Source organism: Olsenella intestinalis, assembly GCF_023276655.1.
GTDB lineage: Bacteria > Actinomycetota > Coriobacteriia > Coriobacteriales > Atopobiaceae > Olsenella_J > Olsenella_J intestinalis.
This window is the reverse complement of record NZ_JALGRK010000001.1, coordinates 22,337-46,627: the sequence shown is the minus strand read 5'-3', so window position 1 is coordinate 46,627 and position 24,291 is coordinate 22,337. Positions and strand designations below refer to the sequence as shown.

The window sequence follows — 24,291 nt, the reverse complement described above, 5'->3', positions numbered from 1 at the left end:
GGAAACGTTTCCGAGGGCCGCCGGGAACGGTTATAGACCCTCGTGGCGGCGGCTGGAAACGTTTCCGAAAGAAATTGCCGTGAGCGTAGCGAATTGCACGGTGAACGGTTTTGCGCTCTTCTCGGCTTGACAAACGTCGCATAATGGTTCGCTAAATTTGCCATGAGCCCTTGCCCCCGCGCGGGGCGAGGGCTTTGCATAGAGAGGAAGAACATGCCGTCTACCTGCACAAACCCTGCCCAGAACCAGGTGATCTACTCCGTCTTCGTGCGAAATCACACCGAGGAGGGGACCTTCGCGGCGCTCGAGGCCGACCTTGCGCGCATCCGCTCGCTCGGCGTCGACTGGGTCTGGCTCATGCCGATCCACCCCATTGGCGAGCGGAATCGCAAGGGGAGCCTTGGCTGCCCCTACGCGATTCGCGACTACCGCGCCGTGAACCCCGAGTACGGCGACCGCGCGAGCCTGGGGCACCTGGTCGATGCGATCCACGCGGCGGGCATGCGCTGCATGATCGACGTGGTCTACAACCACACGAGCCCGGACTCGGTCCTGCTCGAGCAGCATCCCGAGTTCTTCTGGCGCACGCCCGAGGGGACCGTGGGCAACCGCGTGGGGGACTGGACCGACATCGTCGACCTGGACTACGGGGTCGAGGGCCTCTGGGACTACCAGATCGAGACGCTCTGCCAGTGGGCGAAGGTCGTGGACGGCTTTCGCTGCGACGTGGCGTCGTTCGTGCCCGTCGAGTTCTGGCAGCGCGCGCGGGCCGAGGTCGAGCGCGTGCACCCCGGCTTCGTGTGGCTCGCCGAGACCGTGCACCGGTCGTTCGCGAGGGCGAGCCGCGCCCGCGGGATGTACTGCGCGCGGGACGGCGAGCTCTTCTCGGCGTTTGACGCGGAGTACGACTACGACGTACAGGAGACCTTCGCCGACTACCTTGCCGGCAGGGCGAGCCTCGGGCACCTGCTGGACCTGCTTGACTACCAGGAGTCCGCGTACCCCGCGAGCACGTGCAAGATGCGCTTCCTCGAGAACCATGACCTGCCGCGCATCGCGTCGGTCTTGGACGGCCACTCGCTCGAGAACCTGACCGCGCTCGTGTTCATGCTGCGCGGCGCGACCCTTTTGTACGCGGGCGAGGAGCGCTGCCTCACGCACCAGCCGAGCCTGTTCGACCGCGACACGATCGACTGGTCGGCGGGGGAGGACCTGTCGGGCCTGCTCGCGCGGCTCGCGAAGATCAAGCACGAGCAGCTGGGCGGTCTCGACGTGCAGGCGCTCTCGTGCGAGGGCGACATCGCCGTGGTGAGCCGCGGACGCGTGGGCGGGGAGCACCCGTCCGTGGTGGGCGTGCTGTCGCTTGCGGGCGAGGCCGGCGAGGTCGGCGTGGACCTGCCGGACGGGACGTACGCGGAGCTTGTGGGCGGCGGCGAGGTCGTCGTGTCCGGCGGCCGCGTGCGCACCGAGGGGGCGCCCCTGGTGCTCAAGGCGTAGGCGCAGGCGCGTCGATAGATTGGCTTTTGGCCCCGTGGCGCTGGCGCGTCGCGGGGTCCTTACGTATGGCTCTGGCTTTGGTCGGCGGGGGCGCCTGGGCGCTCGGACCAGGTCCTGCGGTAGCTTGCCGGCGAGAGGCCGTAGGCCGCCTTGAAGCTGCGCGTGAAGTAGGGGACGTTGTCGAAGCCGCAGTTGGCGGCCACGCGCGAGACGGGCTCCGACGTGCGGCGAAGCATCGCCTCCGCCTCGGAGAGGCGGAAGGAGCGCAGGTAGCTCACGAAGGTCTGGCCGGTCTCGCGCTTGAACACGCGCATGAAGTGGGCTGCGCTGTAGCCCGCGAGGCCCGCGGCCTCCTCTACGCTGATGGGCTTGTCGAAATGGGTCTTCACCTCGCGCAGCACCGGCTTGAGCCTCTCGGCTACGGCGTTGGGGGTGGGTGCCTGAGTGCGCGTCGCATGGGCGTAGAGCGCCCGGAAGAAGAGGTAGATGCTGCCCTTGATTGCAAGCGTGTAGCCGGGCCCGCGCTCGGCCGAGGCGGCGTCCGCGGCGTCGAGGGCGCGGGCTGCCTCGTCGTGCAGGGCGCTTCCGGGCTCGAGCACGCAGTCGAAGGAGAGCGTGCCCTCGCGCAGGGGCGTGAGGACGTTGTCGCGGCACCAGTCGTCGGGCATGCGCGAGTCGAACGCCTCGAGCGAGAAGATGATGTTCTCGTACTCCATGCGCTCGCCGCGCAGGCCCTCGATCGCGTGGACGCGGCCGGGCCGCACCACGACGATCGTGTTCGCCGTGACCTCGTAGCGCTCGAAGTCGAGGGACACGACGCCGCGGCCGCCCTTGACGTAGATGACCTCCATCTGGTCGTGCCAATGCTCGGGCACGCGGTCGAAGTCAAGCGGGATCGTGCAGGGGTAGGTGACGTAGGCGAAGCCGGGGCGCTCGTGGAGCTTGCGCTCGCGGTAGCGCTCGTAGTCGCCGGCGGGGGCAGGCGCGCCCGGCGCGGCGACGGGCGCGGCGGCGGTCTTCGTCTCGGGGCGGTCCATGGGCGGTAGCCTTTCTCGCCGTGAGCGGCGCCCGGCCGCGGGGCGAGGCGGCACGCTCTTCTCGGCGGCGTTGGTCGTGAGCTGGCAGATGCTAGCTTAGTGCAATTCCTTGCGGGTATGGGGCATGATTTTGGGGGTTGCGCGCAACTATAGTGCCACTCAGTCAGACGAACCGCAGACCGACCGAAGGGAATGACGATGGCTGTGGCAGCTAACACGTGCCAGGGCGCGACCGGCGCCGACATCGCGCGCATCGCGGGCAAGCCGCTCGCGGAGTGCACGAACCTCGAGATCTTCAACGCGCTGCTCTCCCTCGTGCGCGACGCCGCCGAGACGCGCGGCACCAACGAGGGAAAGAAGCGGCTGTACTACGTCTCCGCCGAGTTCCTCATCGGCAAGCTCCTGAGCAACAACCTCATCAACCTGGGGCTCTTTGACCAGGTGAGCGCCGAGCTCGCGGCCGCGGGCAAGAGCCTCGCCGAGATCGAGGAGATCGAGTGCGAGCCTTCGCTGGGCAACGGTGGCCTGGGGCGCCTCGCCGCGTGCTTCCTCGACTCGTGCGCGACGCTGGGCCTGCCGGCCGACGGCATCGGCCTGGCCTACCACTGCGGCCTGTTCCGCCAGAGCTTCGCCGGCAACAAGCAGCGCGAGACGCCCGACGCGTGGCTTCGCTGGGGGCAGGAGGGCTGGATGCGACGCGCCGCACTGCACCAGACCGTGCGCTTCGGCGGCTTCGACGTCACGAGCACCCTCTACGACATCGACGTGACCGGCTACGGCAGCAAGTGCGCGCGCCTGCGGCTCTTCGACGTCGACAGCGTGGACGAGCGCATCATCAAGGACGGCATCTCCTTCGACAAGGGGCAGGTCGAGCGCGGCCTCACGCTCTTCCTCTACCCGGACGACTCCGACGACCAGGGCCGCCTGCTTCGCGTCTACCAGGAGTACTTCATGTGCTCCAACGCCGCGCAGCTGATCCTGGCCGAGTGCGAGGAGCGCGGCTCCAACCTGCGCGACCTGGCCGACTACGCCGCCGTGCAGATCAACGACACGCACCCCTCGATGATCATCCCCGAGCTGGTGCGCCTGCTCTGCGAGAAGGGCCTGACCTTCGACGAGGCCGTCTCGCAGGTGCGCGCCGTGTGCGCCTACACCAACCACACGATCCTGGCGGAGGCCCTCGAGTGCTGGCCGAAGGCCTACCTCGAGCAGGTCGCGCCCCAGATCGTGCCCGTGATCGAGAGGCTTGACGCCCGCGTGCGCGCCGCCTGCGACGATCCCTTCGTGCAGGTGATCGACGACGAGGGCCTCGTGCACATGGCCAACATGGACATCCACTTCTCGCACTCCACCAACGGCGTGGCGGCCCTGCACACCCAGATCCTGAAGGACGTGGAGCTCGCGCCCTTCCACCGGCTCTATCCCGAGCGCTTCAACAACAAGACCAACGGCATCACCTTCCGCCGCTGGTGCATCGCCTGCAACCCGGAGCTCGCGAGCCTGATCGACGGCGCCATTGGCGACGGCTGGAGACACGACGCGGCCGCGCTCGAGGGGCTGCTCGCGGCAGAGGACGAGGCTCTTCTCGGCGAGCTCGCCCGCGTCAAGCGCCACAACAAGGAGCGCTTCTGCGCGTGGCTCGAGGCGCACCAGGGCACCGTGCTCGACCCCGACTCCGTCTTCGACGTGCAGTCCAAGCGCCTGCACGAGTACAAGCGCCAGCAGCTGAACCTGCTGTGGGCCATCAACGCCTACCTCGACGTCAGGGCCGGCCGCCTGCCGAAGCGCAAGGTCAGCGTGATCTTCGGCGCCAAGGCCGCGCCCGCCTACACCATCGCCAAGGACGTGATCCACGCGATCCTGTGCCTGGGCCAGGTCGTGGCCGCGGACCCCGTGGCCAGCGAGTGGCTGCAGGTCACCATGGTCGAGAACTACAACGTGAGCGCCGCCGAGCGCCTCATCCCCGCGGCCGACATCTCCGAGCAGATCTCGCTCGCGTCGAAGGAGGCCTCGGGCACGGGCAACATGAAGTTCATGCTTAACGGCGCGCTCACGCTCGGCACCATGGACGGCGCCAACGTCGAGATCGCGAACCTCGTGGGCGCGGGCAACATCTACACCTTCGGCGAGAGCTCCGACGAGGTCATCGCCCGCTACCGCCGCGGCGACTACGACCCGATGTCCTACTACGAGTCCGACCCCCGCATCAAGCGCGCCGTCGACTTCCTGCTCTCGCCCGAGATGCTCGCCGCCGGCGACGGCCACAGCCTCGAGCGCCTCGCGCACGAGCTGCTGCACAAGGACTGGTTCATGACGTTCCCGGACTTCGACGCCTACCTCGCCGAGAAGAGCCGCATGCTCGAGGACTTCGAGGACGAGCGCACCTGGCAGGCCAAGTGCCTCGCCAACATCGCAAGGGCCGGGTTCTTCTCGTCCGACCGCACCATCGCCGAGTACAACCGCGACATCTGGCACCTCACGCCCGACGAGCGCGGCTAGCGCCCGCACCATGACTTCCCCTGCCGGCCAGAGCGAGCCGATCCAACCCCTTCGAACACCCTAGCCGGCCTCCACTTCCGGCGGCGCCGCCCATCCCTCCCGTCGGGTGGCGCCGCCATCCCCTATGCCAGCCGCGTCCTGTCAGCGCGGCGCACAAGATCGGGGCCCCACGCGTATGCGCGGGGCCCCGACGTGCGTTTGGGTTCTGTCGCGTGCGTCCGGTCGCGTGCGTATGCGCGCGTGCGTGGGTGCGCCGGCCGTCGCTCCCTGTGGGTGCTACTTGGCGAGCCTGATGCACTGGCTCAGCGCCGTGGCCTCGCCCTCGGTGTTGGCGAGGGAGACGACCTCGGCGTAGTCGGAGCCCTTCTGGAAGTAGGCGGTCAGCTCGCAGGTGGTGTCGCTGCCCTTGTGCGTGATGAAGAGGTCGGCCGGCACCTGCTGGTTGTTGATGGTGAGCTGGACGTCCTTCACCTCGTAGCTGTCGAGCTCGCCCTTGTCGACGCGGGCCTTGGCCGCCTCCTCGAGCGCGGCGCGGCGGCTCTTGGCGTAGTCGGCGACGGGCACGGCCTCGGCGTCGGCCACCTTGACCACGAGCACCTGCATCGCGCGGGTGCTGTCGGCCGCGCGCCAGACGATGGCGCGCTCTCCGTCGGCGAGCTTGTTCGCGTCGGTCTTGAGGTCGGACGTGGAGGCGAAGTCCTTGAGCTCGCTCTCGCTCAGGGAGCTCATGCCCTGGGGGATGTCGATCCCGAAGCCGAAGTAGTCGTTGTCGTAGGTGCCCGCCGACGTGGTGTCCGTTCCCGAGGAGGTGGAGAAGCTGACCTCGGTCGAGCCGTCGGACGAGGTGGTCTGGGTGGTCGTGGTGCTGCAGGCGCCGAGCGCTCCCGCGAGGACGAGTGCGGAGGCGCAGGCTACGATGGTCTGCCTCTTCATGGGTGCTCCCTTCGACGTGGCGGCGCGCGTCGCGCGTAGTTGCTCAGTAGCATACCGAACGGCGGGGCGCGGCACGTCGCTTGGGCGGCGAGGGGTCCGTTCGTCGGTGGCGGGCGGTCCGCCGTTGACCCGCCCGGTCACGCGTGCGAAGATGTAGCTGGCGACGTCCTACGGTTGTGGGTAGGCGGCGCCGGTCTTCAGGTCCCGCGATGTTCCAGCATCACGGGACCCTACTCATGACTTAGGTGCCGAGCACTACGTGCGTCGGCCTGGCCCTCCTTCCGAGCCCTCATGGTCGCGCAAGGCGCCATAGAGCTCAATCGCGGCCTTCAGCAGCCCGAACAGGGCCGTCAGAAACGCCATGACCAAGAAGAATAGCTCCATAGGCAACACCTCCTTTCGAGAGGCGCCGCCCCGCACGTAGGTCCGTCGACCAGCGTGAGTGGAGCATAGCGCGAGACCTTACGAGTTTTTGTGAGAATTCCCAGCTAATCGGCCAAATTTGGTTGTGATTTTCTGGCCCTTGTCTGGCGTGATCGGGTCGATTTTGAACGGGGTTGTATCGCGGGGGCGACGACCCGTTAGATGACCTGCGCGCCGAAGGGCATGAGGGAGAGCTTCGCCATCTTGAACGCCTGGAGCGCGACCGGGATCCCGACGATGGTGCAGCACAGCATCACGCCGACCATGCAGTAGCCGAATGCCATGGGCACGCCCGCGAAGGCGAGCCAGATGATGTTGGCCACCAGGCTTGGCATGCCGCCGCCCCAGACCACGGTGCGCCCGAAGGGCGCGAGCGTGAGCGAGGCCATCTTCATGGCCTGCCTGCCCAGCGGGATCCCGATGATGGTGAGGTAGAAGATGCCACCGATGATCACCCACGCGCAGGCCGCGATCAGCCCGCCGAAGACGATCCAGAGTATGTTGGCGATCGTGCGCATGATGCCTTCCTTCTCGGGCGCCGCCGTGCGGCGACCCGTCTGTCGCCCTCAGTATAGGAGCGCGACCGGACAACAATTCCGGCTCTTCTTGGCCGCCATCTTTGACGGCTCGCGCGCGAGGCGTTGCTAGGAGACGTCGTTCGGGTGGTCGTGTGTGCGGGCGCCGCGCATAAAGAGGGCGGCCATGACGGCCACGAGGGCGGACGCCGAGAAGAGCACGGCTTGGACCCCGAAGAGGTTCGCCAGGAAGGGCGAGATCGCGAGCGGCAGGATGCCCGAGCTGTTGAGGCCCACGCGCATCACGCCGTTGACGCGGCCGAGCTGGCCGAGCTCGCAGCACTCCTGGGTCAGCATGTGCTGCGTGGGCATGAGCAGGCCGAAGCCGAAGCCCGTGAGCGCCTGGCCGATGGCCGCGACGGCAAGGAGGTCGGTGCCGACGTAGACCATGGATCCCACGCCCGCGAGCATGAGTGAGGTGGCGACCAGGCGGAAGTCGACGCGGCTCGCGGGGATGCGCAGCAGCGCGGCCGAGCCCACGACCGAGCCGATGCCCGAGATGGTCGAGAGCCAGCCCATCCACTCGACTCCCACGCGCAGGACGTCGCGGTAGAAGAGCGACTCGAGCGCGTCGAAGGCGCCGTACGCGAGGAAGCCGAAGAAGCCGACGAGAAAGAGGAAGCGCAGGTCGGCGCTTGCGAACGTGGTACGCAGGCCTTCGGTGAACTCGGCGAGGGCCCCGCAGGGCGCGCTCTTCTCGGCGCCGGGCTCGTCACCCTTGTCGAAGCGCTCGCGAAGTCCGATCGACGTGGCGGCCGCGGCGAGCATGCAGGCGGACGAGAACGCGAGCACGGCCTGCGGCGAGCGGACGGACGCGATCATGGCGCCGACGGCCGGGCCGAAGACGATCGCGAGGGAGAAGGCCGTGTCGACGAGGCTGTTGGCGTTCTTGAGGCTCTCGCGCTCGCGCGTGAGGTAGGGCGGGAACGACGTCATGGTCGTCGCGATGCAGCCCGCGATGAAGGTCATCGCGCCGGACGCCACGACGAGCACGCGGTATCCCAGGGGCAGCAGGCAGGCGGCTCCGGCGATGGCGGCGTAGGCGACCTCGAAGGTGACGAGCACGCGCCTCGGCCCGAGGCGGTCGATGAAGATGCCCGACGTCGCTGACCCGATGACGAAGGAGAGGTTCACGACCGCGAGCAGGACGGCGATGCCGAAGGCGTCCGAGCCGAGGAGGTAGGTGGCCGTGCCGATGATGCCGACGAAGTAGGCCGCCTGGTGCCCGGACTGGACGGCGAGGTTGGCGAGCGTGAGGCGCTGTACGAGCGCGTCGGCGTTGCGGGCGGACGAGAAGAGCGACATTGCGGGCTTCCTTCTGGCGGTGCGTGCGGGTGGTGCGGTGTGGACGGCGCGTTGCGGGCAGCGGGTGGTGCGCCGCAGGCGGCGCAGTGGTGAGCGCGATTGTACGTGAGGCGCGGGTGCGTGCGCGCGTGCTCAACAAAGGCGAAACAATGCCCGCGCGAGCCTCCCGTCGAGGCGGCGGCGCCTGCGTCGCGAGGGCCTGCTACGCTGCTGTGTGACGGCGCCGCCCGACGAGGGGCGGTGCGTGGGGAAGGGAGACGAGTGCCATGCCGCGCTTTCTTATGGCGTCTGACTCGCTGAAGGGCTCGATCTCGTCGGCGCGCGCCGCCGAGCTTCTGGGGGAGGCCGCGCTCGCGCGGTTCCCCGGCTGCGAGGTGTGCGAGCTTGCCGTTGCCGACGGCGGCGAGGGCACGGTCGAGGCTGTGGTGGCGGCCACGGGCGGCGAGCTGCGGCATGCCGTGGTGCGCGGCCCCCTTGGCGATGCGACCGACGCCGCCTTCGCGCTGCTGCCGGGCGGCCGCGCCCTGATCGAGATGGCCGCGGCGTCGGGGCTTCCGCTTCTGCCCGTGGGCGAGCGCGACCCGCGGCGCACGAGCACCTACGGCACCGGCGAGCTGATCCGCGCGGCGCTCGACGCCGGCGCGCGCGACGTCACGCTGGCCGTGGGCGGCTCGGCCACCAACGACGGCGGCATGGGCTGCATGCGTGCGCTGGGCGTGCGCTTTCTGGACGAGGGCGGCTGCGAGCTTGCCGGCACGGGCGCCGACCTTGGCCGCGTGGCTGCGATCGACGCGGCCGCGCTTGACGCGCGCGTGGGCGAGACGAGCTTCTCCGTGATGTGCGACGTGGACAACCCGCTTCTGGGCGAGCGTGGCTGCGCGCGGGTGTTCGCGCCGCAGAAGGGCGCCTCGCCTGCGGTGGTCGAGGAGCTCGAGCGGGGCATGACGAGCTTCGCGGCCGTGCTCGCGGCCGCGGTGCGCGGCTTCGAGCCGCAGCGGGAGGGGATGGGCGCCGCCGGCGGGCTGGCTGCCGCGGCATGCGCGCTCCTCTCGGCGGAGATGGTGAGCGGGGTCGAGCGGGTGCTGGACCTCGTGGGATTCGACGAGCTTTTGGCCGACTGCGACGTGTGCGTGACCGGCGAGGGGCATGCCGACGCGCAGTCGGCGCACGGCAAGGTCGTGAGCGGGGTCGCCGCTCGCTGCCGGCGCGCGGGCGTGCCGTGCGTGGCCGTGGTCGGCGGGATGGACGCGGACGCCACCGAGCTTCTGGACGTGGGCGTCGACGCGATCGTGCCCAGCGTGATCGACGCGTGCGACGTGGCCGAGGCCATGGAGCGTGCCGAGGCGAACTATCGGCTGGCGGCGGAGCGGACGTTTGCCCTGCTTGCGCTTGGGCGCGGGCTGTCGTAGCGGGGCCGCGTGGTGAAAACGGTCGCAGGCGACGGGTTGAAACTGGCGAAAACGGTCGCAAAGTAGGTTCTGAAAGTGGTGAAAACGGTCGCAAACGGTGGTTGAAAACCGCTGAAAACGGTCGCAACACCTGTCGTATGAGAGCTTCGTCGCGCAGGAGCTCGTCGCGCGCGGGTTCGTCCTGCGCCACTTCGACAAGTCGCGCTACGGCGAGGTCGACTTCGTGCTGCCCTCCTGCGACGCGTCCCTCCCCGTCGAGGTCAAGTCGGGAGCCGGCTTTCGCCGGCACAAGGCGCTCGACAACGTGCTCGCCGTGGGGGAGTGGGGCATCGACCGTTCCATCGTGCTGTGCCCGTCCTTCGCGTGGGGCGCAGGAAGCGCTGCGAGTAGCGGAAGGGGAGGGGGACGCCCAGGCGCGGGTCGGGTTTCGAGAATGGCTTGATGACTGTGCTCGGTGCCGGACTCCCCATCGCGCCGTCTAACCGGTGGTCTGTTGGTTTCGGATGCGAAAGAGTTTTAAGATGTTGATGAGCCACTAAAAACTCTTTCGTAATCGAAAGGCCAGCATGGACATCAATCTCATCCCCACTGCAGAGGCTGCAAGGCTGCTTGGCGTTTCACCGCAGAGAGTCACCCAGCTCATCAGGGGCGGCCAGCTTGAGGGCACGATGGTCGGCGGCAGGTGGCTGGTCGATCGTGCCTCGGTACAGGCTCGCCGCATGAGCGCCCCGTCGCGTGGGGGCCGGCCGAGGGCGGGCAGGGGTCGTGACGAGTTCGTGTTTACGCTCATGAACCGTGGCCATGAGATCCGTGAGGTGGTTTACAACGGCAGGCGAAAGGAGTTCACCCATGTGGGGGAGCTCCTGGACGGCGATCGTGCCCCTCTCGGCGTGTTCGGGCAGGACGGCATCTCCGATGTCGTCGCGTTCGACATGTGGTGGAAGGGGCGTGGCATACCTGCAACGCGCAGGGGCCTCCAGAGGGTTCTCGATGAGGCGGGCGTCTTCGTTTCCGAGGAGCTTGCCATGAGAAACCTGGGGCTATCGCTTTCCGATCAGTATTGGATCCAGCCTCGCGGATCTGATCTTGCATGGGATGACATCAACTTCTTCAACAATGACTTTGAGAGGGTCTCTGACAGGACTGATTCCTACTCGCCCGTTTCCACCTCTATCGGGGCGCATCCCGACAACACATCCGACGGCAATCTGGGTAAGCGCTGGATGATTCGAGACGGAAGGCGAATGCTTCTCAAGGAGGGCGGAACGCTCAATCAGGAGCCTTATAACGAGGCGGTGGCAACGGTTCTCCATCGGAGGTTGTTGAGTGAGGGCGACTTTGTTGCCTATCAGCTCGTTGAGGATGGGGGCGCCACGTTGTGCGCATGCGAGGACTTTCTGACCGACGAGGAGGAGTTCGTACCTGCAATTTACGTAGACCGGCTTCTCCCCGAGCGTGGCGATTGGGACGCGTACCAACACTACGTAAGGTGCTGCGAGTCGCTTGGCGCAAAGGATGTCGAGCTTGCCCTATGGAAGATGATCGTTTGCGACGACATCATCGCGAACTCCGACAGGCACTACCGCAACTTTGGCATCGTGAGAAACGTGGAGACGTTGGAGTGTCGACCGGCACCCATATTCGATTCGGGGACGTCGCTCTGGGCTGGTTGCTCGCTTGACGACCTCAGGGGCGGGGAGTTCAGCTTCCAGAGCAGGCAGTTTGACCCAAGTCCCGCGCGGCAGTTGCTGTTGGTCGAGGATATGAGTTGGTTCGATCCCCATGACCTCGACGGTTTTGGAGACGAGGCGCTCGAGATTCTCTCTCGGAACTCGCTGCTGTCGGAGCGCCTTCCCTACATCGAAAAGTCGCTTGAGCGTCGCGTGGCGCGAATCGTGGACCTTCGCGAGTGGAGCTGAGAGGAGCCGTCCGATAGGCGCGCGCGGGGTCGGCCAGGCGCACATGCCCGAGGTGATTCTCGCCGTGGAGGAAGTGTGAAGGTAAAATACAATTTTAGGAATAAAACTTTGCCTTAACACAATAATCCGTATTTGCATCGGTTAGGTGCGAGCGCACGTAGATAGGGCGCTGCCAAGAGTATGGCCACGTGCAGCCCTGAATAAATCTTCGGGTGCGTGCCAATACTATTCAAATGTGGCATCAGAGTGTTTCCTATATCTTGTGATCATCGAGAAGCCACTCCTACACCGGTCGTGGAGCAGCGGCGAGAGACAGGCGGGTGTCGGGCAACGCGTGCCCGCCCCGTGCTGCGCCGGGCCTCTTCCAAGGTACGCATGCATGGCAGGCGCGCCGCGGGGCGCTGCCACCTGGCGTCGGCGCGAGCCGTCGCGCGGAGCCATGCCGAGGTGAGGAGGGCCCAATGGACCACATCAGGATTCTGAACGAGGGGGAGGTCCGGTCGCTCGTGACCGTCCCCATGGCGCTCGAGGCAGTCGAGGCCGCGTACGCGCAGAAGCACGCGGGGCAGGCCTCCGTCTGGCCGCTGCTCTTCCACGAGTTCGTGGACGGCGTGCGTGACATGGACCTCAAGAGCGGAAACCTCGACGGCGACGGCGTCTGGGGTCTGAAGGCCATCAGCTGCTATCAGGACAACCCCGAGCAGGGCCGTCCCGTCTACCATGGCACGTCGCTCGTGTTCGACTTCGAGACCGGAGCGCCCAAGGCCGTGCTCAACGCCATGCCGATCACGCGCTTCAGGACGGGTGCCGCCGGCGCCGTCGGTGCCAAGTGGCTCGCCCGCGCGGACGCCGCGACGCTCGTCGTGTGCGGCGACGGCGGCCTGTGCCCCTATCTGATCGTCGCGAACCTGCTTGCGCTGCCCCAGCTCGAGCGGGTCGTCGTGACCAACCCGCTCCACGGCGAGACGGACGCCGGGCGCCTCGACGCGATCTCTGCCGAGGTGGCAGCTCTTCTCGGCGAGGCGGGCACGAACGTGGTGGCGCCCCACATCGAGACGGCGGGCCTTGCCGAGGCCGTCTGCCAGGCGGACGTGATCATGTGCGCCACACCCGCGCGCACTCCCTACCTCAGGGCGGAGTGGGTGCGTCCCGGCACGCACGTCTCCTGCGTGGGCGCCGACAAGCCCGGCAAGCAGGAGGCCGAGTCCGCGCTGCTGGCAGGCGCGCGCGTGGTCGTCGACGACGTGCGCCAGTGCCTCACGGTGGGGGGAGTGCGAGATTCCGCATGTCGAGGGCGCCCTTTCCGCCGAGCTCGACGAGATCGGCGCCGTCATTGCTGGCGACGCGCCCGGCCGCACGTCCGACGACGAGATTACCGTCTTCGACTCGACGGGGCTGTCGCTGCAGGACCTAGCGACGATCGCGCGCATCGTCTCCCGCGCCGAGGCGGAGGGCGTGGGCACCCAGGTGGAGCTCTAGCCAGGCGGCTCGCCAAGTCGCGAGGCACCCAACCCGCAAACCAGAAACTCGCAACCCAGAGAGGAACCCAACATGAACATCGAGAAGTTCGAGCTCGAGTGGTGGCTCAACCCCTACGACGCGATCGCGACCCACAACATGGGCTCCAGCTGCTGCAAGCCCATGAACATGCAGGAGCTCTTCGAGCTCGACGGCGTCTCGCGCGACGAGGTGATGGACGAGATCGCCAACATGAGTCTGCACTACGGCTACTTCGAGGGGATGCCCCGCCTGAAGGACGCCGTCGCCGGCCTTTTCGAGACGCCGCAGGTCAGCGCCCAGAACGTCATGGTCGTCCACGGCGCCACGAGCGCCAACGCGCTCACGTGCTACGCGCTCTGCGAGAAGGGCGACAACGTCATCGTGGTGGTCCCGTCCTACCAGCAGTTCGTCTCCATCCCGGCGGCCCTGGGCTGCGAGGTGCGCCAGTACGTGAGCGGCCCCGAGGACGGCTTCGGCATCAACTTCCGCAGGCTCGCCGACATGGTCGACGGCCACACCAAGGCGATCTTCCTCACCAGTCCCTCCAACCCCACCGGCTACGGCATGAGCCGAGAAGAGCTCGAGCAGCTTGCCGCGATCGCGCGCCCCGTGGGAGCCTACGTGGTCTGCGACGAGATCTACCGCGGGCTCACCGAGGGCTACGCCGCGTCCATCGTCGACGTCTACGAGCGCGGTATCTCCACGGGCGGCACGAGCAAGGTCTTCTCGTCCGCCGGACTGCGCATCGGCTGGATTGTCACGCGCGACCTCGGCCTCACGCACGTGATCAAGAACCTGCGCTCCTTCAACACCATCTGCGAGAGTCCCATAACCGAGCTGCTCGCAGCCATCGTCCTCGAGCACAAGGAGGAGATCTTCGCCCGCAACCGCAAGATCTGCGCCGAGGGCCGCGCGGCCCTGAACGAGTGGCTCAAGGGCCAGCCGCACCTCCACCTGGCCTGCGAGTCGCAGGGCTCCACGAGCTTCCTCACCTACGACTGGGACATCCCGACCAAGGAGTTTTGCGAGGGCCTCTTCGACAAGACCGGCGCGCTCGTGTGCCACGGCATGTGCTTCAACATGGAGCATGGCTTCCGCATCGGCTACGGCTACGGCGACGTCGAGTACTTCAAGGCGGGACTCGCCAAGCTCGCCGAGTACACCCAGGGCCTGAGCGACGACCTTCTTATCGGGTAGAGAACCGCGCGCAGTGGAGACCTGCGCGCAGTAGGGAGCCGCACGCGTTATCGATTGACGCATACGGCTGACGAGGGGCCGACGGGACGCACGTCTCGCCGGCCCCTGCTCATGCGCTTGACGTCACGGCAGCTCCGAGAGGCGTGCGGCGTGCGGCGCGACTTTCCCGTGCGGGTCGTCCGTGCTTCTAGATGGGCCCGAATGGGCTGGTCGGAGTGCGTGTATCCTGGGATACGGTTTTTCTGACGCCATGACGATACCTTCGGAACCGTAGGAGAACGAGCGAAGGGATGAGAAATGCGCCGGAGAATCGCGTAAGCTTATCTCTTGAGTGGCGTTCCACCAGTAATTCCGGGGGCGGCTCGCCCAACGTGGACAAGAGGGACGCCGGGGCGGTTCAGAGGGAGTATGACCGACGCGTGGTCGGCACGGGCCTGGCGGAGGTCGACGAGGACCTCGGCGACCTCGAGAGCGTCATCGACTCCACCTCCACGCTCGACAAGGAGAGGCTCAAGGCCAACGTCTCCGAGCTGCGCACCAAGGTCAGGTCGACCCTCAACGAGGACGTGGGGCTCTCGGATTTCCCCAGCAACCGTGACCGGGCGCTCTTCACCCTCGGCAACAAGGGGTGACGAGCGAGCGCTCCCCCATCGCTTCTGAGGCGCGGCGGTCGCCCACCGCCGGCCGTCGTCAGCCCTGTTTCTCGTTCTCGGCGCGTCGGCGCTCGTAGGTGGCCACGGCAGCGCCGAGCGCGGCGAGGCCGGCACCGGCGAGGCCAAGTCCACCGGGTGCGGCCTCGTCTCCCGTGTCGGGAAGGGCGGAGCGCCTCGAAGAGAGAGGCGGCTCGCCGGGTTCACCTATCGTCACGGGTGCCGGCTGGAAGGGCTCGCCGCCCGCAACGTCCGGGTCCACGCCTATGGTGTCCATGTGGCGCTGGTCCGGGTCCTGGTCGGCCTGGGTGCGTACCTGCACCACCTTGTACTCGCCCGGTTCGATGTGGAACTCAACGGCCTCGGCATCGAGCTCGTCGCCCTCTGCCTGGGCGTAGAGGTCGCTCACCACCTGCCCGTCTCGTGCCACGAAGAGCACCTTCTTGTCTCCGCTGGGCCAGTCCTTGGGCACGCTCACCGTCACGGCGTACACGCTCGTCTTGCCGGGCGCGAGCGCATAGTCCTCCTCGATGCCGCTCAGGCCGCCGGAGCCGTCGCCTCTGTTGTAGGTGGACTCCTGGATCGTGTCCTTTCCGAAGGCGACCACCGCCCGCGCACCCTCCACGCGCTCGTAGGTGTTCGTCTTCTCGTCCAGCGCGCAGAGCTCGAGCGTGCAGCCGGAGAGGTATGTGTTGCCGTCGTTTCTCACCGCGACGTGGAAGTCGATCCTGCCTCCCGGGTTCACGAAGGGGTAGGGCGCCTCGCAGGCCGTGGCCGTGACGCACCGCACGGCGGGCACCGCGGTGTAGTAGATGTCTGCCGCGTGGTAGAGGGGAGCGCCCTGGGCATTGCGCTCGCCCGTGTCCACGTGCACGGTGCGCAGTGCCTCCATCACTGCAGTGCTGTTAGCGCTCACGACGGAGAGCATGTCGGTGTCGTTGGGCAGGTCCGCCACGACGAAGGGGTCGGAGAAGCGCCCGCCGCGTATGCGGCAGGCCATGATCTGATAGACCGCATCGCGCTCCCGCACGTCCTCCCCGCCGTCGACGCGCCATACGCGGTCGTCGTCGGTGTCACGTGCCTGGGGCCAGAAGATGAAGCTGCCTCGCACGGCGAAGTTCACCACGTTGAAGCCTGTGGGTCCGATGGGCTCGACCCGCAGCTTGGGCGCGGCGTCGTTTGACCAGGTGGCCTTGTGCAGCGTCCATTTGGAATAGTCCCGCTTGCCTTGGGGGAGCTCGAGCTGTGCGGGGTCGGTGGGGTACGACGTGAGGAATCCGTCTACGGCCGGGCACCACACCAGGCGAATGCTGGGGTCGTAGTCCCCGCACCCCACGGGCCTCATGAACACGTATGAGCCCGTTGGGTTGTAGTTCGAGAGCACGGTCCTGACGTAGTGTACCCTCTTCGCCCCGCGTAGCATGAGGTACCAGGGAACGCCAAAGAGCGGACTGGCCACATACGATCCCGGGCAGAACTCCGCCTCGTAGACCGTGGGGTCTATGTCTCCCACGCTCGCGTGCCACCAGTCTGCCGGGTACTTCTCTATCGTGTAGGCGTCCGGCTGCCCCTCGCCGTACATGCGCCTCACTATGAGCGCCCCGACGCGCACGTGTGCCTTTTCGCCAAGCACCTCCTCCGCCGTGTCCGCGAAGCGGTCGAGAAAGAGTATGGCCGTGAGGTCATATGCGTAGTCCTGCTTCGGGCAGTTTGCGATTTTCAGGTTGGAGATGCAGTGGAGCTTGCTCGGTTCCACGTTGGCGATGTCGCTCGCCTTCATCGAGAAGCAGCCGAGGCCGCCCGCCTTCAGCACCTCGGAGGTGCCCACGAAGTCCGCGGAGGACAGGCACAGGTGGGTGATGACGAGTTCCGTCGACGCGCTCGCAAGCTTCACGTTGCCGCCGTTGTCCCTCCTGCCGGAAAGGATGACGAGGCACACGGCGCTCCTGTTCTCGCCGTGGCCGTAATGCTCCTGCCTGACCATGACGTCGAAGTCGTAGTCATAGAGGTCGCCGTGGGGCATCCCACTCACCAAGGTGTCGAACTCTATGACCCTGGTCGCGCCATTCGGGTCGCCGTCTATGCAGTTCGCGACTATGCGCGTGCGCGGTCGGCCGTCCACCTCCACCGAGGCGACGCGGAAGCACCAGACCCCGTGCTCCCGCGTCTTGCCGATGGGGGCACCTATGTCGAGCACCTGCGCGTGCGCGGCGCTCAGGACGTGCTGTCCGTCGGACCCGAAGAGGCGCACGTCGGACGAGGGGCGCACACCGCCCTGTGCGCCCAGGGACGCAACGCCCGGGCTGGGCAGGGAATCGTCTGCGGCGGTCTGCAGCCAGCTGACGTCAAGGGGCGCTCCGGCCTCAGCCTGCGTCTCCAAGGCGTCGCCTTGGTCTGGAGTCGCCGGGTGGGTGCCCCCTCCTGCGACCTCCTGCGTCGTGGTGCCTCCCAGCTCGTACGTCACGAGGGTCATGGTCGTGCCGTCCTCGAGCTCCACGACCTCCTCCCTGGCCAGCTCGTCCCAGTCGATGCAGACGGCCTCCGCCTCGTCCGCCGCCTGGGTGTGCACGCCCGACGCCAAGATCGCCTCGCTCGTCTGCTCGAGCATCGCGTCGTTGATGGGCGTCAGCTCGTCGAGCAGCTCGTCGAGCGACTTGTTGGCCATGGCGCCCAGCGCTGCCTCCTCTGCCTGCGACGCGAGGTTCTTACCGTTCCAGTTGTCGTAGAAGTTCGCGAAGGGCTTTGAGTAGAGCGAGAAGCTCTGGGTGAACAGGAACAGCTCGATGACGAGCGATATCTGCGCAGACCAGCCGGCCGAGAAATGAGGGCTCGGCAGCTCCTTGGGCTGGGTGCCCATGGGCACGCCGAAGAAGAGCGTGAGGGTGATGGCGCCCTTGACCGAGATGGAGGCGATGCCGCGGATGCCCACGCCCACCGAGAGTGCCGGCGTGATGTTGAGGGTCATGGTGAACCCGGTGTTCTCGTAGTCGAACCGCCAGCGACCGAAGTCGCAGATGGCGTCGATCATCTTCTCGTCGTCCCTCTCCTTCGTGGCGTAGGCCGCCGCGGACAGCGCGAAGACGAGGCTTGCGTCGAGCGAGAACGTGATGAGCACGGGTATGGGGCCGGCAAAGAAGTTCTCGGTGATGGTGAAGTTCATGGCCGCGAGGATCTGGCCCGCGACCTCGCCCTGGAAGAGGCCCTTGCCCGCGTTCCACTGCGCGAGGGCGAGCAGGTGGAAGTTGATGTCGACGGAGAAGGACTTGAAGAGGTCGATCTGCTGCACCGCCCCCGGCTTGGAGACGAGGGCGGCGGTCTTGTCCTGCATCTTCTTGAGCGTATTGACCTTCTTGTTCCACTGCTCCTCGACCGTCTTGCGCGGGTAGCGCCCCCAGCCGCTTGGCTCGTCGTCGCCCTTGTCGTTGCGGTAGCCCCAGATGGGGATGGTGAGGGTCAGCTGTGCCAGGCCAAAGGGGTTCACGTACACGTTGATGGGCAGCTCGGGAGCCCAGAACTTGAGTTCCCCGCCGCCGATGATGGGCACGTTGCTCGACCACGTGGCGCCTACGCCCGTGGCTCCGCCCTTGGTGGTGTTGATGAGGCCAAGCGTCTGGCCGTCCTTGCCCGCCGGCTCGTCGACGATTCCCTCCGCGAACTCGATGGCGAGCGGAATGGTGTAGGTGGCGCTGCCCTGCCGTGCAACGATCTTGAGCCGTGCTCCCACGGGAATCTGCTCCGTGTCGCCCTCCTTGAGGAAGTGTGCCTCGAAGGCGGCGGTGGCCGGGGCGCCGTAGACGTCCTCGTAGCCGTCGGGCGCGAACTCACCGGGAACGGAGTGCCTCTTGGCCCTCGTTCCGATCTTCTCGAGCTTGCCCATGGTCGCCGTTACGCTCGCACGGGGCTTGCCCTCGCCGTCCACCCACAGCTCGACCGTGGTGCCTTCGTCGCTGGGGAGGTTCCATATCTCGGCCCTGATGGTGTGCTTGTCCGAGTTCTGGGGCGTTACGAGGAACTCATTTCGCCAGTAGAGGGCGTCCCACTCGTCGAAGGAGACGAGCCGGGGGTAGGGCGTGCCAAGCTCGTCGGCGGGATGGGCGGGCACCTGCATGCCGGTGCCGCCCTCTATCGCCAGAAGCGCGGTCTCGAACTTGCGGTAGCCGAGGTCGGGGACGGTGGATGACGCTTGGGGCCCTCGCTCGATGGTGACGCTGCCGTTGAAGGCGTACGACGTGAGGCGGTTTACGTCCTCGCCGTCCTCGTGCACCGCGAGCTCGCGGACGTCGATGTTGGCGATGCCGCTCGCGTTGGTGGTGCCCTTGGCCACCTTGCCGTTGAAGCGCGAGGTCACGGTGACTTCGGCGCCGGAGACCGGTGGGTAGCTCATGAGGCCGCCGTCCTCCTGGACGCCCTTGGTGATGTCCACCACCATGAAGCCCACCTGCCACGGCTCCACGACGTCGATGACCACGTACTTGGACTCCCTGCCCGCTATCTGGTCGGCAAGGGTGTAGTCGTCCTCGGCGTAGGCCGGACGCGGCGCGAGGATGCGGCCCCCGGCGAGCACGGGCAGGCTGGTGATCATTCCGGCGGCAAGCTCCACGAACGAGCGGCGCGATACGTTGGGCATGGTCGCTCCTTGCTCGAGGGGATTTCGGACTCTGCACTATTGTATATGGTGAGACAGGGCTGGACCTTCCGCCTCGTTAAGCGGTGGAAACGGTACGCCGCTCGCATGTGGATGGCGATGTGCGAGACGTGCCGTTGCGATCGCGACGGTCGCCGCATCGAGCGGCGCGAATGGCAACTGGCGGGGGTCACGGTCTTATCGGTACGGATACGGTGCCATTTTCAAGAGGTGCAATGCGCCATGGATGCAACTCTTCACGACCGCCGGACTGCTTCGCAAGTGTTTTTTCAAAAGCTTGCGGTGGCCCATCTGCGCTTGGCGGTGGCTGACGCGCGAGCCTACTCCCCCTCAAGGAACGCGCCGCTCTGGCGGTCCCAGAGTCCCTCGTAGACGCCGCCGGCCTGGCTGAGCTCGGCGTGCGTGCCGTCCTCCACGATCTCGCCGCCGTCGAGCACGACGATGCGGTCGAGCGACGCGACGGTCGAGAGGCGGTGCGCGACCACGATCGCGGTGCGCCCGCGCATGAGGTTCTCGAGCGCGCCCTGGACCGCGGCCTCGCTCTCGCTGTCGAGGGCGCTCGTGGCCTCGTCGAGCACGAGGATCGGCGCGTCGGCCAGGATCGCGCGGGCGATCGCGATGCGCTGCCGCTGTCCGCCCGAGAGCTTGACGCCCCTCTCGCCGACCATGGTCTCGAGCCCGTTGGGCAGGCGGTCGATGAACTCGAGGGCGTTGGCCTGCGCCGCCGCGTCGCGGATCTCCTCCACGGTCGCGTCGGGCTTGCCGTAGGCGATGTTCTCGCCGATGGAGCGGTGGAAGAGAAGAGCCTCCTGCGGGACGTAGGCGATCTGGCGGCGCAGCGACTGCTGGGTGCAGCGGCTGATGTCCTGCCCGTCGACGAGTACGCGGCCCTCCTGCACGTCGGAGAGGCGAAGCAGCAGCTTGGTGAGGGTGGTCTTGCCCGAGCCCGAGCGGCCGACGAGGCCGATGCGCTGGCCGGCCGGCACGTGGAGGTCGAGGTCGGAGAAGACGTAGTCGCCCTCGGCGGCGTCGAGGTAGCGGAAGGAGAGGTGCTCGAAGTCGATGGCGCCCTCGCTGACGGCGAGCTCGGCGGCGTCGGGGGCGTCCTCCACGAGGCGCGGCTCGTCGAGGATGCGGGTCATCTCGGCGGCGTCGCCCACGGCGCGGTTCATGCGCGCGAGCATGGAGTTGAAGTAGTTGAAGCGCATGGTGAGCTGGTAGGTGTAGGTGAACATCATCACGAGGGTGCCTGCGCTGATACCGAACCAGGCGTTGCCGCCGGCCACGAAGATCGACGTGACGAACATGATGACGGTGATGAGCGTCGAGGTCATGGCGCCGCGGCGCATCATGGCGTTCATGGAGACGCGCTCGGTCTCCATCGCCTCGGTGTTGGCGGCGTCGAAGAAGCCGCGCTCAAAGTCCTCGCGGCCGTAGGTCTTGACGGCGAGGATGTTGGTCACGGCGTCGGAGAGCACGCCGGAGAGCTTGTTCTGCGCTTTGGCCGTGGCGGCCGTGAGCGGCAGGATCTTGTTGTACATGAAGTAGGCGGCCGCGACGTAGACCGTGAGCAGCACGAAGAGGATGAGCACGAAGAGGGGCGCCACCGGCACGAGGGTCACGAGCGTGCAGACGACGGCGGCGACGGTGGGGATCAGCGAGTAGACCACGACGTCGACCAGTGCCGTGTAGCCGCCCATGAAGCGGCTCGTCTGCGAGACGAGCGAGCCCCCAAAGCGGCTCGTGTGGAAGGTCATGGACTGGTTGGAGAGGGTGTCGAAGCACAGGCGCGCGAGGTGGTAGTTGCCGTTCATCTCGAGCTTGTAGACGGTGTAGTCCTGCAGCTTGGAGAAGGCCTGGCCCACGGCGTTGACGAGCAGCAGCGCGAGCACGTAGGGGCCGAAGACGGCGGCGACCTGGTCGGGCGCGACCGGTCCCGCCTGGACGCGGTCCACGATGAGACCCATGACGTAGGTGTTTGCGTAGGTGAGAAGGGCCGTGTAGCCGGCGCTCGTGATGACGGAGAGCGCGGTGATGCCGGGCTGCATCCTCGTGACGGCCCAGAAGCGCTGGAGGGTGCGCTTGACGGTGGAGCGCTTGAGGGGCGCTGTGGATCTCTGGGACATGGCGGTCCTTTCTAGTTGGAGCGTGCTCTTCTCGCCCGCGCCTTGTGAAGGCGGAGGGAGAAGCCGTGGAGGGTCTCGCGCGTGGCCACGATCTTGTCGGCGAGGCAGAGGATGGCGCCTTCGCGGCAGGTGGGCGGCGTGGGCGTGAGCGGGAACATGTGGTGGCGGACCATGGAGCGCTCGGTCGGCGTGAGGCCGAAGTCGCGCTCGGCGTTGGCGCAGGCGACGCCGGGGTGCGTGAAGCCGTGGAGGCGGTGGCTGGGGTCGTCGACGTGCCAGTCGTAGAGGAAGTAGTCGTGGAGGAGCGAGCCGCGGACGAGGGCGCGCTCGTCGACCGGGACGCGCAGGGTGCGCGCGATGACGACGCACCAGGCGCTGACGGCGGCGGAGTGGGCGAGGACCGAGGTGTCGCCGTGCTGGATGCAGGTCGCCTCGACGCGCATGCCGGGCGACGCGAGGATGTCAGCGGCGTGGCGGGAGATGAGCTGCTCGGGTGTGGCGTCGGCGGCGATGGGGCGGCGGGCGGGGCGCGGCTCGCGTGCGGCCTGGTCGGCGGGGGAGGGGGCGGCGTCGGGGGTTGCGTGGGTCACGCTAGGCCTCCTTGAACGCGGCGAGCAGGTCCTCGAGCAGGCCCTTGAGCTCAACGAGCTTTGCCGGCTCGAGGCCGACGCGGCCCGCGATGCAGCTGGGCACGTCGAGCGCCTGGCGGCGAAGGTCGCGGCCCTTCTCGGTGAGGGTGATGATGACGACGCGCTCGTCCTTGGGGGAGCGCGTGCGGCTGAGGTAGCCGTGCGACTCGAGGCGCTTGAGCAGCGGCGTGAGGGTCGCCGAGTCGAGGTAGAGGCGATCGCCGAGCTCGCCGACGGTCACGCCGTCGCGCTCCCAGAGGGCCATCATGGTGACGTACTGGGTGTAGGTGAGGCCGAGCGGATCGAGGAACGGCTTGTACCTGCGGGTGAGCTCCTTGGACGCCGCGTAGAGCGGGAAGCAGAGCTGGTTGTCGAGGCAGAGGGGGTTGAAGTCCTCCGGGATGGCGTCGGGGGCCGTGGTGGTGCTGGGCGTCATGCGTACCTTCTGTTCCTGCGGCCGGTGGCCGCAAATTGTATTGGGCAGAGATATATCGCCTGCAATTGTTTTGTGTGAGATAGTCTACCCGCAGGGCGCGAACTGATGCCTGCCGAGCCCGTGCGTGCACGTAAAGTGCATGTTTGATGGGTTGGGTCCGAGGCGGCTGCGTAATCGGGGAGTAGCCCTATGACCAAAGGCCCTTGCATGAGATTGCATAGAGCGGCACGTTCCTCATCCAGTCCTGCTCTCGGTAGCCTGAGAGACTGAAGCGTAGGGCCTTTGTCTCGGGGTGTGCCTTCTTGAAGGAACGCAGACTCTTGGCGCGGAGGTTCTCGTCTGCCTTTACTTCGATAGCGAAGACGTCGGTGCCGCTCTGGACGAGGAAGTCGATCTCTCCCGTCGAGCTTTTGGCTGACCAATAGTAGGGAGAGAGAGCGTTCTCTGATACGAGCTGCTGACAGACATACTGCTCGGTAAGCGCACCCTTGAACTCTTCGAAGATGTCGCTGCCCGAGATGACGGCGTTCTTGTCGAGCTGAACCATGGCACCCAGCAGGCCGATGTCGGCGAGGAATAACTTGAAGATCGAGGGGTCTTCGTATGAGCGAAGTGGGATGTCCGGCTTGGAGATCCTGGGGACCCTGAGTGCGATTCCTGCTTGCGTCAGCCAGGTGATGCCTGATCTGAAGTCCCTTGCGCGGGCGCCCTCGGCGATGTGGCCGAACACAAATCGTTTGTTTTCTCTCCCGAGGTGAGACGGCACGGAGTTCCATGCGGCGATCGTGTATTCGGTCTCTGTCCTAGAAAGGTGTTTGGAGATGTCGAACTCGTAGTCAAGAATAATCTGGCGCTGTACCGCACGGGCGTCCTCGAGGAGTCCGCGCTCCAGGAAGGCCATGACTGCCTCGGGCATCCCGCCGACGTAATAGTACTGGCGCAGCAGCGGTATGAATTTGGACGAGAAGGAACTTATGAGGGCGGCGTCGTTGCTGTCGAGCAGGTCTACGAGGCTGACGTTGCCTGATGCGGAAAGAAATTCACGAAAGCTCAGGGGGTATAGGTCGAGCGTGTTCACCTTACCGACGGGGTAGCCTGTTCCTTCGTGCACCGTTATGCCGAGAAGCGATCCCGCTGCGGCAACGGCAAGGCCCGGACGTTTTTCGCAGAAGTATTTGAGTGAGGTAAGAGCCTTGGGGCACTCCTGTATCTCGTCGAGGATGACGAGCGTGCTTCCCTCGCTGACGATTTGGCCAGTCTCGAACTGGATGGCGGAGACAATCCTGTCGATGTCGTAACCGAGCTCGAATTGCTCCCTCATCGTCGGGCTGTCGTCGAGGTTGACGTAGGCGACGCTTTCGAAGTGCGTTCGGCCGAATTCCTTGAGCAGCCAGGTCTTTCCGACCTGGCGTGCGCCGTTGAGGATGAGCGGTTTACGACGTGGGGCGTCTTTCCACTCGACGAGCTTTTTCATGAGGGCTCTCTGCATGGACAACCTCCTCCTTGCTGTT

18 protein-coding genes and 1 pseudogene are annotated in these 24,291 nt (G+C 66.6%); 9 read left to right on the top strand and 10 right to left on the bottom strand.

Annotated elements, in window-relative coordinates; genetic code table 11:
• Window positions 1-213: 213 nt before the first annotated feature.
• The gene (locus M5D76_RS00160) at window positions 214-1,497 is read left to right on the top strand and encodes an alpha-amylase family glycosyl hydrolase (protein WP_248921388.1); all 1,284 of its coding nucleotides are present in this window, start codon (window positions 214-216) and stop codon (window positions 1,495-1,497) included.
• 59 nt (window positions 1,498-1,556) lie between these two features.
• Here M5D76_RS00160 and M5D76_RS00155 read toward each other — a convergent pair whose 3' ends face one another.
• Entirely contained in the window at window positions 1,557-2,534 is a 978-nt protein-coding gene (locus M5D76_RS00155; RefSeq protein ID WP_248921387.1) for a helix-turn-helix transcriptional regulator, read from the bottom strand.
• A gap of 198 nt (window positions 2,535-2,732) precedes the next feature.
• Here M5D76_RS00155 and M5D76_RS00150 point away from each other — a divergent pair, with 198 nt between their 5' ends.
• Window positions 2,733-5,033 (top strand): glycogen/starch/alpha-glucan phosphorylase, encoded by a 2,301-nt coding sequence (locus M5D76_RS00150; protein WP_248921386.1) that lies wholly within the window; start codon window positions 2,733-2,735, stop codon window positions 5,031-5,033.
• Window positions 5,034-5,309: 276 nt separating this feature from the next.
• Here the strand turns inward: M5D76_RS00150 and M5D76_RS00145 are convergent, their stop codons facing one another.
• From M5D76_RS00145 to M5D76_RS00135, 4 genes are all read right to left on the bottom strand, one after another.
• Window positions 5,310-5,966, bottom strand: coding sequence for a hypothetical protein (locus M5D76_RS00145; RefSeq protein ID WP_248921385.1), 657 nt, complete (start codon window positions 5,964-5,966; stop codon window positions 5,310-5,312).
• Between the two features lie 255 nt (window positions 5,967-6,221).
• Window positions 6,222-6,350, bottom strand: a complete 129-nt coding sequence (locus M5D76_RS09065) for a hypothetical protein (RefSeq protein WP_283101996.1) — start codon at window positions 6,348-6,350, stop codon at window positions 6,222-6,224.
• A 197-nt stretch (window positions 6,351-6,547) separates the two neighbouring features.
• Window positions 6,548-6,907, bottom strand: coding sequence for a YccF domain-containing protein (locus M5D76_RS00140; protein WP_248921384.1), 360 nt, complete (start codon window positions 6,905-6,907; stop codon window positions 6,548-6,550).
• Window positions 6,908-7,033: 126 nt separating this feature from the next.
• The gene (locus tag M5D76_RS00135) at window positions 7,034-8,269 is read right to left on the bottom strand and encodes an MFS transporter (RefSeq protein WP_248921383.1); all 1,236 of its coding nucleotides are present in this window, start codon (window positions 8,267-8,269) and stop codon (window positions 7,034-7,036) included.
• A gap of 266 nt (window positions 8,270-8,535) precedes the next feature.
• Between M5D76_RS00135 and M5D76_RS00130 the strand changes: the two genes are divergently transcribed.
• The 7 genes and pseudogenes from M5D76_RS00130 to M5D76_RS00110 all read left to right on the top strand — a co-directional run bounded on the left by M5D76_RS00130 (window position 8,536) and on the right by M5D76_RS00110 (window position 14,926).
• Window positions 8,536-9,678, top strand: coding sequence for a glycerate kinase family protein (locus M5D76_RS00130; protein WP_248921382.1), 1,143 nt, complete (start codon window positions 8,536-8,538; stop codon window positions 9,676-9,678).
• Window positions 9,679-9,808: 130 nt separating this feature from the next.
• Window positions 9,809-10,120, top strand: coding sequence for a DUF4143 domain-containing protein (locus tag M5D76_RS09310; protein ID WP_428847222.1), 312 nt, complete (start codon window positions 9,809-9,811; stop codon window positions 10,118-10,120).
• 124 nt (window positions 10,121-10,244) lie between these two features.
• Window positions 10,245-11,597 carry a DNA-binding protein gene (locus tag M5D76_RS00125; RefSeq protein ID WP_248921381.1) on the top strand — a complete coding sequence of 451 codons (1,353 nt, stop codon included), beginning with the start codon at window positions 10,245-10,247 and terminating at the stop codon, window positions 11,595-11,597.
• Between the two features lie 461 nt (window positions 11,598-12,058).
• Window positions 12,059-12,808 (top strand): annotated as a pseudogene (locus tag M5D76_RS09305) (ornithine cyclodeaminase family protein); the annotation flags it as partial.
• A 67-nt stretch (window positions 12,809-12,875) separates the two neighbouring features.
• The gene (locus tag M5D76_RS09300) at window positions 12,876-13,076 is read left to right on the top strand and encodes a hypothetical protein (protein ID WP_428847221.1); all 201 of its coding nucleotides are present in this window, start codon (window positions 12,876-12,878) and stop codon (window positions 13,074-13,076) included.
• A gap of 72 nt (window positions 13,077-13,148) precedes the next feature.
• Complete coding sequence (locus M5D76_RS00115) at window positions 13,149-14,294, top strand: aminotransferase class I/II-fold pyridoxal phosphate-dependent enzyme (RefSeq protein WP_248921379.1); 1,146 nt, start codon at window positions 13,149-13,151, stop codon at window positions 14,292-14,294.
• A gap of 371 nt (window positions 14,295-14,665) precedes the next feature.
• Window positions 14,666-14,926, top strand: a complete 261-nt coding sequence (locus M5D76_RS00110) for a hypothetical protein (RefSeq protein ID WP_248921378.1) — start codon at window positions 14,666-14,668, stop codon at window positions 14,924-14,926.
• A gap of 58 nt (window positions 14,927-14,984) precedes the next feature.
• Here the strand turns inward: M5D76_RS00110 and M5D76_RS00105 are convergent, their stop codons facing one another.
• The 5 genes from M5D76_RS00105 to M5D76_RS00085 all read right to left on the bottom strand — a co-directional run bounded on the left by M5D76_RS00105 (window position 14,985) and on the right by M5D76_RS00085 (window position 24,269).
• Complete coding sequence (locus M5D76_RS00105) at window positions 14,985-19,571, bottom strand: hypothetical protein (RefSeq protein ID WP_248921377.1); 4,587 nt, start codon at window positions 19,569-19,571, stop codon at window positions 14,985-14,987.
• A gap of 338 nt (window positions 19,572-19,909) precedes the next feature.
• Window positions 19,910-21,715 (bottom strand): ABC transporter ATP-binding protein, encoded by a 1,806-nt coding sequence (locus M5D76_RS00100; protein ID WP_248921376.1) that lies wholly within the window; start codon window positions 21,713-21,715, stop codon window positions 19,910-19,912.
• Between the two features lie 11 nt (window positions 21,716-21,726).
• Window positions 21,727-22,305, bottom strand: coding sequence for an HD domain-containing protein (locus M5D76_RS00095; protein ID WP_248921375.1), 579 nt, complete (start codon window positions 22,303-22,305; stop codon window positions 21,727-21,729).
• 1 nt (window position 22,306) lies between these two features.
• Window positions 22,307-22,780, bottom strand: coding sequence for a MarR family winged helix-turn-helix transcriptional regulator (locus M5D76_RS00090; protein WP_248921374.1), 474 nt, complete (start codon window positions 22,778-22,780; stop codon window positions 22,307-22,309).
• Window positions 22,781-22,967: 187 nt separating this feature from the next.
• Window positions 22,968-24,269, bottom strand: a complete 1,302-nt coding sequence (locus M5D76_RS00085; protein ID WP_248921373.1) for an ATP-binding protein — start codon at window positions 24,267-24,269, stop codon at window positions 22,968-22,970.
• Window positions 24,270-24,291 lie beyond the last annotated feature (22 nt).